11 protein-coding genes and 1 pseudogene are annotated in these 12,490 nt (G+C 67.3%); 6 read left to right on the top strand and 6 right to left on the bottom strand.

Going from position 1 to position 12,490, the window contains the following annotated elements; translation table 11 throughout:
* Positions 1-41: 41 nt before the first annotated feature.
* Complete coding sequence (locus AC1D1S_RS06755) at positions 42-737, bottom strand: maleylpyruvate isomerase family mycothiol-dependent enzyme (protein WP_243177291.1); 696 nt, start codon at positions 735-737, stop codon at positions 42-44.
* Between the two features lie 345 nt (positions 738-1,082).
* On the opposite strand from AC1D1S_RS06755, the gene AC1D1S_RS06750 reads away from it, so the two are divergent.
* The 4 genes from AC1D1S_RS06750 to AC1D1S_RS06735 all read left to right on the top strand — a co-directional run bounded on the left by AC1D1S_RS06750 (position 1,083) and on the right by AC1D1S_RS06735 (position 7,308).
* The gene (locus AC1D1S_RS06750) at positions 1,083-4,649 is read left to right on the top strand and encodes a choice-of-anchor D domain-containing protein (protein WP_476945299.1); all 3,567 of its coding nucleotides are present in this window, start codon (positions 1,083-1,085) and stop codon (positions 4,647-4,649) included.
* Between the two features lie 189 nt (positions 4,650-4,838).
* On the top strand, positions 4,839-5,309 hold the full coding sequence (locus AC1D1S_RS06745; protein WP_476943462.1) for a nuclear transport factor 2 family protein: 471 nt from the start codon (positions 4,839-4,841) through the stop codon (positions 5,307-5,309).
* Between the two features lie 186 nt (positions 5,310-5,495).
* Positions 5,496-6,467, top strand: a complete 972-nt coding sequence (locus tag AC1D1S_RS06740; RefSeq protein WP_476994053.1) for a dienelactone hydrolase family protein — start codon at positions 5,496-5,498, stop codon at positions 6,465-6,467.
* 43 nt (positions 6,468-6,510) lie between these two features.
* The gene (locus AC1D1S_RS06735; protein ID WP_476994052.1) at positions 6,511-7,308 is read left to right on the top strand and encodes a glycoside hydrolase family 16 protein; all 798 of its coding nucleotides are present in this window, start codon (positions 6,511-6,513) and stop codon (positions 7,306-7,308) included.
* Positions 7,309-7,317: 9 nt separating this feature from the next.
* Here AC1D1S_RS06735 and AC1D1S_RS06730 read toward each other — a convergent pair whose 3' ends face one another.
* Positions 7,318-7,656, bottom strand: coding sequence for a hypothetical protein (locus tag AC1D1S_RS06730; protein WP_243177296.1), 339 nt, complete (start codon positions 7,654-7,656; stop codon positions 7,318-7,320).
* Between the two features lie 305 nt (positions 7,657-7,961).
* Here AC1D1S_RS06730 and AC1D1S_RS06725 point away from each other — a divergent pair, with 305 nt between their 5' ends.
* Positions 7,962-8,615, top strand: coding sequence for an aspartate/glutamate racemase family protein (locus AC1D1S_RS06725; RefSeq protein WP_476994051.1), 654 nt, complete (start codon positions 7,962-7,964; stop codon positions 8,613-8,615).
* 91 nt (positions 8,616-8,706) lie between these two features.
* On the opposite strand, the gene AC1D1S_RS06720 is transcribed toward AC1D1S_RS06725, so the two are convergent.
* The 3 genes from AC1D1S_RS06720 to AC1D1S_RS06710 form a co-directional block, all read right to left on the bottom strand.
* Positions 8,707-9,843: a glycoside hydrolase family 16 protein gene (locus AC1D1S_RS06720; protein WP_476994050.1), complete on the bottom strand. Its 1,137-nt coding sequence runs from the start codon at positions 9,841-9,843 to the stop codon at positions 8,707-8,709.
* Between the two features lie 268 nt (positions 9,844-10,111).
* Positions 10,112-10,753, bottom strand: a complete 642-nt coding sequence (locus tag AC1D1S_RS06715) for a lipase family alpha/beta hydrolase (protein WP_476994049.1) — start codon at positions 10,751-10,753, stop codon at positions 10,112-10,114.
* A gap of 12 nt (positions 10,754-10,765) precedes the next feature.
* The gene (locus AC1D1S_RS06710) at positions 10,766-11,371 is read right to left on the bottom strand and encodes a hypothetical protein (RefSeq protein WP_476994048.1); all 606 of its coding nucleotides are present in this window, start codon (positions 11,369-11,371) and stop codon (positions 10,766-10,768) included.
* A gap of 125 nt (positions 11,372-11,496) precedes the next feature.
* Between AC1D1S_RS06710 and AC1D1S_RS06705 the strand changes: the two genes are divergently transcribed.
* On the top strand, positions 11,497-12,201 hold the full coding sequence (locus AC1D1S_RS06705; RefSeq protein ID WP_476994047.1) for a DNA alkylation repair protein: 705 nt from the start codon (positions 11,497-11,499) through the stop codon (positions 12,199-12,201).
* A gap of 58 nt (positions 12,202-12,259) precedes the next feature.
* On the opposite strand, the pseudogene AC1D1S_RS06700 reads toward AC1D1S_RS06705, so the two are convergent.
* Positions 12,260-12,490, bottom strand: a pseudogene (locus tag AC1D1S_RS06700) (cation:proton antiporter); the annotation flags it as partial.

Here is a 12,490-nt window from a genome sequence, read left to right as displayed (position 1 = left end):
CTTCGCGGGACGTGTTCGTATCCTAATCCCGATGCCGGAACTCACGGTGTGAGCGGACCCCGAAGCACACGCAGGGCCGCGGCGGCGTCACCTTCAATGACGGCGTTCTCTGCCAGGTTGGATCGACCCCAAAGACCCAGATACATGACCGGCACTGGGGCGGAAATCAAGGCCACGGCGGCACCAGGTCCCAGTGTCCAGCTGGCGGCCCCTGGCACCTGGAAGGTCACAGCTTTGTCCGGGGGCGCCATCCGGTCCAGCCGCAGCTGCCGCGGCGCGAACATCGCCAGGACCTCGTCGACACCGTCGAGCATGAAGTTGTCGGCCAGCGCGGGGATCTCCAGGCCAAGCGCCTGGCAGGCGTCGACCAGGTGGATGGCATGTTCGTGGGCCTGTCGCCGAAGCCAGAACCGGGCGGTGCGCGGCGGCGGGCCAAAGGTCCAGCATTCGCTCTCGGGATCAAGGCCCGTCATTGTCTCGAGGAAGGGTGCGGTGCCCGCCAGAAACCAGGCCGCGGCGCCCTCGGCCGGCGGTGCAGGTTCCTGGACAAAGCTGCCCGTCCGGACCACCCCGGCTGCCCACCTCTCGATTGAGCCGAGATGCCCGAAGAGCTGCTCGAGCGTCCAGGCGGGGCACGCCGGAACGGCGCCGGCAAGCGTGCCCCGCGGCTGCCGGGCGAGCGTGCCGAGGTGGTCCAGGGAGTGGGCCAGTTCGGCAAGGAATCGATCGGGCGACATGGGGGGAGCCTAACGCGACGCCGGGGCAGTCCGCGGCCCGGGCCGGAATGCTGGGGCGATTCCGCGGCCCGGGCCGGAATGCTGGGGCGATTCCGCGGCCCGGCAAGTAGTCACTCGGGCGCGCCCGCCGACGGTGCAAGTAGCACTCGGAAGAAAACGGGAATCGCCGTCGAAAAGTCGAGTAGCCTCCACTCGCGCGCTCATCACACCCCGCTTCTAGGCTCCAAAGTACTGGGTTAATAAAGTCAATGTAGTGGTCAGAAACGGGTCTCAGCCATGCATGATCAAACAGAATCTTGGGTGTCGTCCGGCCAATTCCAAAAAGGCCGACTGCGCGGTGGACATATGGGTGGGGCACCGCATCTCCGGCGGCAGCAGGCGGCCGGGATCCACGCCACTGAGCCCCGACGACGCGGGTGGTCCCGCGGCGCGTGGGCGTCCCTGCTGACGGCGACGCTCGCCCTCGCCGGGCTGTCCGTCGGTGGGACCGCCGTCGCGGACGTGGGGACCATCGCCCACGATTCGTTGAGGACCGGATGGGACCAGGACGAGGCCGGACTCTCGCCGTCGGCTGTCGCATCCTCAAATTTCGGCAAACTGTTCTCCGCAAAAGTGGACGGGCAGGTCTACGCCCAGCCTCTCGTGGTTGGCACGACCGTGATTGCCGCGACGGAAAACAATGCCGTCTACGGTCTGGACAGCGCGACGGGTGCGGCCAAGTGGTCGCGCAAACTCGGACCGTCGTGGCCGGCGTCGACGGTGCGCTGCAGTGACCTCACGCCCAACATCGGAATCACGTCCACCCCCGTTTACGACCCGGCTACGAAGAGTGTCTTCCTGCTGTCGAAGGCCAACGACGGGGCGACGGCCCAGCTCCCGCACTGGTACATGCATTCCCTCGATGTGGCCACCGGGGTGGAGAAGCCCGGCTTCCCCGTCGTCATCGATGGCGCGCCGACGAACGACCCCAGCCGCCCGTTCAATGCCATGACCGCGATGCAGCGCCCCGGGCTGCTGCTCATGAACGGGGTCGTGTATGCGGGATTTGCCAGCCATTGCGACTACACGCCCTTCGTCGGCTACGTCGTCGGCGTATCTACCGCGGGCCGGCAGACCACAATGTGGGCGACCGAATCCGGCAACGCCAATGCGGAGGGTGGGATCTGGCAATCCGGCGGAGGACTCGTGTCCGACGGTCCCGGTCAAATCCTGTTCACCACGGGAAACGGAATTTCACCCAATCCTGGCCCGGGATCGAAGCCGCCCACCACCTTGGCGGAGGCGGTGGTCCGGCTCCGGGTCGGCAGTGACGGCAACCTGAAAGCCACCGACTTCTTCAGCCCGGCCGACAACGCGAAACTGAACCGCAACGACGCCGATCTGGGGTCCGGCGCTCCCGTCGGGATCCCGGACGGCTATGGCACCGCAGCGCACCCGCACCTGATGGCCCAAATCGGCAAAGACGGCCACATGTACCTTCTGGACCGGGACAACCTGGGCGGCATGGCGCAGGGGCCTGGCGGAACCGACGCCGTCCTGGACAAGGCCGGTCCGTACAGCGGAGTGTGGGGAAAGCCCGCGTTTCTCGGGACAAGCAACGGTGGCTACCTCTATGTCGTCGAAAACAACGGGTACCTTCGCGCCTTCAAGATCGTCCCAGGCGCTTCGGGCGGGGTCAGCCTCGCCGCCGTCGGGACCTCCGCCGGCACGTTCGGGTTCAGCTCCGGTTCGCCGGTGGTGACATCCTCCGGCAAGGACGGGTCCTCCGCCCTGGTCTGGGTGGTTTATGTCAGCGGAGGCACCGGAGCCGGCGCCGAACTGCGCGCCTACCGCGCGATACCGGACAACACCGGGAACCTCAAGGAAGTGTTCAGCGCCCCCCTGGGCATAGGGGCCAAGTTCTCCGCGGTGGCCACYGATAAGGGCCGCGTCTACGTGGGCACCCGGGACGGGCAGGTCTTGGGTTTCGGCGCCCCGACAACATCAGCGGTAGGGGCAAAGAACACCGACCTCGGCAACGTCGCGGTGGGGAAGACCGTGACCGGGAACGTGACGATCACCGCGTCACGGGCGGTAACGGTGAGCTCCATCACAACAAGCGCCCCGTTCAAGATCGGAACCACGCTCACGCTGCCCCGGAACCTGGCCAAGGGCGCAAGCATGACGGTACCCGTGAGCTTCTCGCCGACCGTTCCAGGCCAGGCGGACGGCACCCTGACGGTCAAAACGGCCGACGGCGAAACCGACCTCCTCGGCGTCCACGGCGTCGGCACGAAGGAGGGCCTGGGCGCGACTCCGGCCACGGTGCAGTTCACCGACGTCCCGACAAAAACGATCAGCCGGCAGACCGTCAACATCGTCAACACCGGCACAACCGTCGCCAGGATCACCGGGGTCACGCTGCCGGCCAACGCACAGCTCCGCGTCGACCCCGCCACGGTGCCGGGCGTGGGGCAGACCATCCAGCCCCTCGCGTCGGTGGCAGTGTCCATGACGTTCAGTCCCACGTCAACGAGTCCCGTGACCGACACGCTCGTCGTCACCAGTGACCGCGGGTCGGTAACCGTGAAGGTGACCGCGACCGCCGTCTCGGGCGCGGCGCACCTGCAGATGCCACGCACTCTGGACTTTGGTGACGTCCCCGTGGGGACCTCCGCCACCAGGGCATTCCAGATCACCAACACCGGTAACGTACCCATGACGATCACCAAGGCGAAAGCGCCGTTGGGGGTCTTTTCAACTACCACCCCCATTGCCGAGGGATTGAAGATTCCTGCGGGCGAATCCGCCTTCCAGAGCGTAACTTTCACGCCGACGGCCTTTGGGCAGGCGGGAACTTCGGAAACCTACTACCTGATCACGGCGGACGACGGCCAGGGTGCGTTGAAGGTGATGCTCACCGGGAAGGGCACCGACGACCCCATCGCCGCCTACGCGTGGAAAATCGGTGCGGGCGACCCGCGGTCGAACCTTGGCCGGTCGCTGACTTTGGAGTATCCCGTTGCCGGAGGGAAGTGCCAGGACTATGTGAAGGGTGTGATCTGCTGGTCCCCGGCGACCGGGGCACATTCGGTACGTGGAGAGGTTTACAAACGCTACAAGGCTGCGGGCGCTGCCGCGGGCGTGCTCGGCTTCCCGACGACCGACGAGAAGGGCTCGACGGACGGAGTGGGAAGGTACAACCACTTCTCCGGGGCGGGCGGGTCCTCGATTTACTGGACCCCGACGACCGGGGCCCACTTTGTCCTCGGTGCGATCCGGGCCAAATGGACGGCGCTGGGCGCGGAGACAGGGGCCCTGGGCTATCCGATCACGGATGAGAAGCGCAGTCCGGACGGGGTGGGGCGGTACAGCGACTTTTCCGGTTCGGGCGGGTCCTCGATTTACTGGTCGAAATCGACCCAGGCACACGCAATTGTAGGTGCGATCCGGGCCAAGTGGGCGGCAGTGGGCGCGGAGACGGGCCTGGGTTATCCGACCACAGACGAAAGAGGCTCCTCTGACGGCGTGGGGAGGTACCAGCACTTTTCCGGCGGAGGTGGAAACTCGATTTTCTGGTCGCCGAAGACCGGGGCGCACTATGTGCTCGGTGCGATCCGGGCCAAGTGGGCGGCCGTGGGCTGGGAGACGGGCCTGGGCTACCCGACCACAGACGAGAGGGGCGCCGCTGATGGCGTGGGGCAGTACCAGCACTTTTCCGGCGGAGGTGGAAACTCGATTTTCTGGTCGCCGAAGTCAGGGGCGCACTATGTGCTGGGTGCGATCCGGGCGAGGTGGGCCTCCCTCGGCTGGGAGAGGAGCCGGCTGGGCTATCCGACCCGGGACGAGTATGCCGTTTCTGTCGGCCGGGCCTCGGACTTTCAACGCGGCCGCCTGACATGGAATTCGAGCACCTACAAGGTTACTGGCTAGCGGTGCCCGCGTCAGTTCAGGAATTCCCGGACCGATTGGCGCCTGGACCTCACCGGTCTGGGCCCGATCGGTCCGGACCTGTGCGGCCAGACCTAGTCGGTCTGGAACCGGCCGACGGCGGAGGCGTAGATTGACGATGCGGGCTGGYCGGATCCCGGCCCTAGTGGGGGCCCGTTAATGGGGCTGTGCATGAAACAGAGCACGAGCTCCGCCACACCGAGGAGTGATCACGTCAGCCAATATATCCAACGCCTGCTTGCTGCGTTCAATGACCACGACCTTGAGGCAGCGGCCGCGTTGTTCCATGAGTCGTACCAAAGCGTGCAGCCGGTCCACCCGGGCAGGGCATTTGTGGGACGGGCGCAGATGCACGCGAACTGGGCAGCGATGTTCGCTGGCGTTCCCGATTTTCACGCAGAAGTGCTCCGCTCCGTGGACGACGGTAATACCACGTGGAGTGAATGGACCTGGGCCGGCACCCGGACTGATGGGCGGCCCTTCGACATGCGCGGGGTGACGATCTTCGAGATCGAGGACGGCCTCATTACGAGCGGAAGACTCTACATGCAAGAGATCGAACGAGGGGATGAGGGCATCGCAGAGGCAGTCCAGACGCTGTCGGGGCGCCGGCCTGCCCGGCCCCCGGAACCCGAGGACTGAAATGGCTGGCCTCAGGCGGCTGGGAGAMGGCTGCGCGCGCGTTTGACCGTTGTGGCCTCGTGCCGGGGCTGCGTCGAGGCGTCGTCGTCATTGTTGGCAAGTGGCGCCGTCGGGCCGGCCTGTGCAGGCCCCTTGCCGGACATCTGACTTCGGAGGAGGATGATCGGCACACTGAGGAGGCCCGCCATGACCCAGCTTGGCAAGTTTGAGAAGTACCTGATTGAGGAATTCTTCGACGACTACCGCTCCGGCGCCATGAGCCAGCACACGTTCACGCGCCGGRTGGCGTTCATCACCGGCAGCATGGCGGCGGCCTCGGCAGCGATGCTCTTGGTGGGCTGCACGCCCGAGGAGGTTCCCCGCAGTACCGACCCCATGCCGACGCCGACTTCGTCCGCGCCGGGGTCCGGCACCGCGTCCGCGGGCGCGGTGCCGGGGGCCAAGAGCCCGTTGTCGGTCCCGGAGGGCGCGGCCGGACTCACGACGGCGACCGTGCAATTCGCCTCGGGCGGCACCGACATCAGCGGCTATCTCGCACGGCCCGACCATGGGGCCGCCGGGCCGGCCGTGCTGGTCTGCCACGAGAACCGCGGGCTGACACCGCATATCCAGGATGTGGCGCGCCGCTTCGCCAAAGCCGGATACGCCGCACTGGCCCTGGACCTGCTGAGCAGGGAAGGCGGTACCGCAGGTATGGATCCGGACGCTGTCCCGGGAGCACTGACCCAGGCCGGGGCGCAGCGTCACGTTTCCGACTTCACGGCCGGCTTTGACTACCTGAACGCCCAGGACTTCGTTGATCACGGGCGGATCGCCATGAACGGCTTCTGCTTCGGTGGCGGCATCACGTGGCAGTCGGCGACGGCGATCCCGGGCCTGTTGGCGACCTCGGCGTTCTACGGACCCGCGCCTGACCTGGACAAGGTCCCGGCCATCAAGGCGGCCGTCTTCGGCGTCTACGCCGAACTTGACCAGCGGATCACCGGCGCCATGCCGGCGCTCCGGGATGCCTTGGCCAAAACTGATGTCCGGAACGAGCTCAAGATCTATCCCGGCGTGGACCACGCCTTCCACAATGACACCGGGCCGCGCTACAACCAGGAGCAGGCCACGGCCGCATGGAACGACACGCTCGCCTGGTTTGGCAATTACGTGTAAGGGCGGGGCCGCCGGAGACACCTCCCGACCGGATGGAGACGCGATGTTCGCAAACCGCAGGACCGCGGCGTTGGGCGCTGCAGGCGCCTTGGCCCTTGCCGGGTGTGGTGCCGCACCAGCGTCCAGGGAGCGGGCGCCGGCGATAGACCGTGCGGCCGCCGTGACCCCCGGGACGCAGGCCGCCGTCTCCGACGGGACGCAGGCCGCCGTCGGCCACGGCTGGGGACCGGTGGTGGCGGGCGACGAATTTAATTATGCAGGGCCGCCTGACCCCGCGAAATGGACTGTCTACGCGGGCCCTGGGCACGCGGGCAAGGGGATCCGGAGTCCGGATGCGCTGGGTGTAGGCGGCGGGGTCTTGACTGTCAGCGGCGACGCCGCGGGCACCACTGGCGGCATGTCCGCCAGGTTTGCCCAGCAGCGGTACGGCCGCTGGGAGGCCAGGATGAAAATTGGACAGCGGGATCYGCAATATCACCCTGTCCTGATCCTGTGGCCGAACAACAACATCTCGTCCACGTGCGCCGAGATTGACTACGCAGAGGGGAGCGTTAACACCGCCCAAATCAAGTTCTTCCTGCACTACGCCTGCGGTGGCCCGAACTTCCAGACCACCGCGGCCAAGACGATCGACACGACGCAATGGCACAACTATGCAGTCGAGTGGACCCCCGCCGGAATTACCGGATACCTCGATGGGTCCTTGTGGTTTGTGGACACGAACCCGACGCATCAGCCCACGGTAGGCATGCACCAAACGGTGCAACTGGACTGGTTTCCCAACGGGACGCCCACCAAACCCAGCCAGATGCAGGTCGACTGGATCCGCGTTTACAAGTAAGCGTTGCGCTTACTCGCCCGAGGCAAATTCCGGCCGGAACGGGCCGCCAGCCTCCGACGCCCCTTCGCGGTGCCCGTCCAATGCCTTCAACGCCGCAAGGTGCTCCAGCAGGGCCCGTTCCGGATGTCCGGGATGGGCAGCCAGCTGCTGGCGCAGCAGTTCCCGTGCGCGGGCTTGTTCCGGGGCGCTGTCGTCGAGGACGGCGTCAATGATTCTGGCGGCCTGATGTCGGATTCCGGCGGCAGATGCGGCATGTTCCGCACCGGATACCAGGTTCTCGGGATCCTGTTCTTCGAGGCGTCCTGGAGTGGACGACGGCTCCACCGACATGGCTGTTCCTTTGGTCATCGTTCCGGCTGAGTCCGGAACCGGCCTGCCGCCTTCCCCCAATCCCCGGGTACTGTACCCGGGTCCTAAGACGGGCCACCGTGACAAACGTACAACGACGCCGGGCCGCCAACCCCACACGGAAGCGAAGTTTTCGCCAAGTTTCATGCACAAGGCGCCGTGCCGCTGCCCGCGGAATGCTAACGGCGGCCGGCGCCACGGGGCGTATCCGCTGCAGCGCTTGTGTTGGTCATCTGCCCGAAAAGACGCGGAAATACTCGCCGGGTAGCCTCGAACCAACGAATCCGTTCGAAAGGTAGTACGCCATGCGTGTTGGACTGATCCGGGTGATGACGACGTCGGACCGACGCCTGCTCCACGCCCACGGGAAACTCCTCCAGGAAGCATTCGGATTTACCGTCACATCCCGCTGTATTCCGGACCAGCCGTCCGGCGTCTACGACCAGGCGTCGCTCGAATCTGCGGCCCCCAAGGTTGTCCGGCTGGCGAGGGTCATGGCGGGGGATGCTGACGCCCTGATTATCAGCTGCGCCTCCGACCCCGGGCTGGCCGCCACCCGGGCAGCCGTGGATATCCCGGTCATCGGGGCGGGCTCCGCAGCCGCGGCCGCGGCTCTGACCTTCGGCGGCCGGATTGGAGTTTTGGGTCTCGGCGCACACGTACCGGGCCCGATCTCGGATGCACTGGGCGAACGCATGCTGCTCATTGACGGGCAGGGAAGGATCGAAACACCCGACGCGTTCCTCATGCCTGCCGGGATTTTCGACGCCCTCGCCGCGGCCCACATGCTGGTTGACGCCGGCGCCGACATGATCGTCCAGGCCAGCACGGGCCTGAGCAGCATCGGCATGGCGGACGTGCTCCGCCGCCGGCTCKGGGTTCCGGTGATCGACGCCGTGACGGCGGCCGGGTCAATGCTGGTCTCAGCGGTAGCCGCCCGGGAACTTCAAGGGGTTTGAGTCCTGCCGCCTGTAGCGGCGCGTCCTCGGCCAACACCAAGGCAGCCCCGCGCCGCAATACGGCGCGGGGCTGCCTGACGATTTGCCGGTCCTACTTGTAGACGCGGACCCAGTCGACCTGCATCTGTGAAGGCTTGGTGGCCGACCCGTCGGGGAACCAGTCCAGCTGCAGTGTCTGGTGCATGCCCACGGAGGGCAGGTGCGCGGGGTTCGTGTCGGAGAAGGTCTTCACGCCGTCGATGTAACCGGTGATGCCGGCCGGGGTCCACTCGACTGCATAGTTGTGCCATTGCGTCGTGTCGATCGTCTTGGCCGCAGTGGTCTGGAAGTTCGAGCCGCCGCAGGCATAGTGCAGGAAGAACTTGATCTGTGCGGTGTTGGTGCTGCCCTCGGCGTAGTCGATCTCGGCACAGTTGGGGGAGGTGTTGTTGTTGGGCCACAGGATCAGCACGGGGTGGTACTCCGGGTCCCGGGCGTTGGTCCGCATGCGCGTCTCCCACTTGCCGTATTTCTGCTGGGCAAATTTGGCCGACATGCCGCCCGTGGTGCCGGCCGAGTCGCCGCTGACCGTGGCCACGCCATTGGCAACCGACCAGGCCTGCGGGCTCCTGACACCGTTGCCGGCATGTCCGGATCCCTTGAAGACGCTCCACTTGGTGGAGTCGGGGGCGCCGGCCTTGGAGAACTCGTCGCCCGCGACAACCGCACCCCAGCCCCGTGCCGTGGCGGCCTGGGAACCGTCGCCGGTCGCGGCGACGGCGGCCTGGGCAGCGACGGGCGCCGTTACCGCCGTCGGCGCCGGAGCGGCTGCCGCTTGGGCGCCAGCTGCCGGAGCAACAGGCGCGGCGGCCCGTGCAGGTGCCCCAAGGGCTCCGGAAGCCGCATCGGCTCCGGGAGCCGCAGGTGGGCCGGCGGTACCGGTGGCAGGCTTGGGGGCCGAGGGGACCGCCGGCTTCGGCGCTGCGGCCACCGGGGCCGTGGCCTTCGCGGCAGGATGCGCGGCCTGGGTTGCCGCCGAGGACGTGGAGTCCGCAGCGGAATGCGCGGCCCCGGTGGCCGGTGAAACTGCTGCGGCGCCCGTCGCGGGTCCGGCGCTGCAGCCGGTCAGGGACAGTGCGCCCAGGCTCAGAGCAATCGCTACTTTGTTCAGCTGTGGTGCCGTGGAGCGTGCCTTCGGCCGTGCATCTTTGAACGTTGATTTATTGAACAGCGGTGTTTTATTGAACAACGGACCCCTCCGGGCTTTCGTGGCTGGCACGCACAACCGACGCTGCCAGGGCGGCGGATAATGCGGGAAGTTTCATCCGGCCCCTGCCGCAAGGCAGGGGCGAGCAGACGCCGAACGGCGCAACGGGGCCCTGCAAAGGGGCGGTCCGGGGCCCTGCATTCGGGCCGGGCCTCGCGGCCAGCGGCCAACGTTACCGGACCGTTACCTCGGCCCGCAAACCTCCCGGATGCATGACGTTCCGCACGCCGCCTCCGCCCGGGGTGCCGCGCTACACGCAGCTGGGCTGATATGCCGGGTTGCCCGGGCGGCCGGCCGGCTGACGAAGAGCGTCGGACACGAGACGCTGGGTGACGGGGTCGTTGGGCGCCTGGTCATGGTCAATCACGTCTGCCGGGCACTTGTCCTGGATGGTGATATTGGTGACCTGCTGGGCCGGGCCGGCGAGGAACTGGCTGGGGTAGGGCGTCACTACCTCGTCGTGCGTTGTGGAGATCACCGTGTAGGCCGGACCGGGAACCGTGTCGCCAATGGAGTTGAGCTCGGTGAGGAACGGAGAACCAGCCTGCTGGTCGGCGCAGGCCTGGCAATTCGACCCTCCCACTGAGGTGGCCGGCGGAACGGCGTCCGGTGTCGGCGTGATGAGCCCGCGGGTTCCGTGGTTGGACGGGGCGATGCCCACAAGGTGGTTCACCTTGTCCGCGCCTCCAAGGAATCCGAGGTAGTAGCGCGGCATCATGCCGCCCTGGCTGTGGCCCACAAGATTAACTTTCCTGGCACCCGTCGAGGCCAGTACCTTCTCGACAAACGGGGCGAGCTGACGGGCTGAGTCTGCCACCGGGCCCGTGGCGTCGCAGGTACGGGCATGCCGCCCGCCGTCGCCTCCGGCCACCTCACTCTCCGGCCACCTCACTCTCCGGTCACCTCACTCTCCGGGCGGGAAATCGTAGGAAGCGTGGATCGTCGCCGGCGCGGTGCCGTAGGACAAGACGATCTCGTCGTGCGCCTTGAACGGGAGGTCCCGGATCCCGGCGTCGAACCTCCGGCCGTTCACGTAAACGGTCCAGCCATCCAGCGAACCCCCACCGGTGCCGGGGGCGCCGGTGCCACCGAGGACGCCCCACTCCGTCAGGAGCTGCCCGAGGGTGAAGGCCTGGCCGGCGGTGGGTGACTCGATGTGGACCACGCCCGTGGTGTCGTGGGTGTGCAGTGCTGAGATGCCGTTGGCCCTGTGGTCAGCTCCGGCGGTGATGCCGATATTTGCCGGCACCGCGATGGGCTTGCCTTCCTTCAGCACGTCCAGATGTGCGTGATAGTGGTCCACGTTGCCCTCCGCCGTCAGCACCGTGAGGCCGGCCTGGGTGATCCGGCCGGGCGCCCCCGTGATGTCTAAAGCAAAATCAGGGGCCGGCGCCGCGGATGCCGCAGGTGACTCAGGCGACGGTGCGGTAGATGGCGCAGGGGCGGCGCACCCTGCCACCCCCAGCGTCATGGCGGAAAGTGCGATGGCGAGTGTCAGCTTGGTGTGCATGGTTGCGTAAACCGCTTTCGATCGGAGGCTTGCCAGTTCAGTCTAGGCAGATGGTCCGGGCCCGCCGCCCAGGACGGCTTGGCACCGCGTTTCCGCCGGGAGCCGCGAGGGGAAAGAATGGGCAGGTGAGTGATGCCGGCGAATTCATCGACCTCTCGCTGCAGCGCGAAGCTTCCTGGCGCCGCGCTGAGCAGCTTCAGACGCGGCTGGAAACGGAGCCGGCGGGCAGCGGCCTCCGGTTCTACGGCACGTCCGTGGGCGCCGTGCGCGGCACGGTCCGGGATGCCGGCCGCCGCTATCCCGGGCTGTCCCGCGATGAGGTCACTTTGCTGAGTTCCGAACTGTGGGGCTCCGGGCCCGGAGGCTCCGGCCGGGGGCCTGCGCCGGTTTTCGAGCGCCGGCTGGCCGCCGTGGTCCTGCTCCAGGCCAACGTGAAGCTGCTGACCAACTCCGACCTCACCCGGCTGGAGGGCTTCATCCGGCAGGCGCGGGTGCGGGACCTTGTGGATCCGCTCGCCGTCGACGTCGTCGGACCCCTGGTGGACGGACTCGATGTTCTGGCCAGGGTGCGGGCCGACAGCGTGCTGGACCGGTGGGTGCGCGAGCCCGATGCCTGGCTGCGCCGGGCCGCGCTTCTCTCGCCGTTGCTGGCGCTGCGCGCGGGCGCGGGGGACTGGGACAGGTTCGTCCGGCACGCCAACGCGGTGCTCGGCGAACCGGGCGGCATGTTCGACGCCGACGGCACGGCTGTCCGGGATGCCGTCTCCCGGGTCCTGGCAGAGATGGCAAAGCGGAGGCCGGAGCTGCAATTCACATCCGTTGGAGAATGACGATCCGAACCTTCGCCGCCGGCTCGGCTTTGGTCCGGGCATGTAGACATTCGGACTGTCAGGCCGTCGGACCCCCCGGATCGCCCTGCTCGACGGCGCTGCCGGAATTTCCGGACTTGCCGCCAGCATTTGCCGGGACCGCGAAAGTCCTCGCCGCCCGTGACCCGGCGACTGCGCTCGCGGCTATGGTGACAAGCGCTCCCACCAGCAGGGCCGCGGCCTCGCCTGGGAGCAGGACCTGAAGCTGCGTGCCGATGCTCGCCGCAGCCACCGGTACGCCAAGCTGCGC

This window comes from Arthrobacter sp. P1_A5, assembly GCF_056406825.1.
Note: the sequence above shows the minus strand (reverse complement) of the source record. Positions and strands in the feature narration are given on the sequence as shown.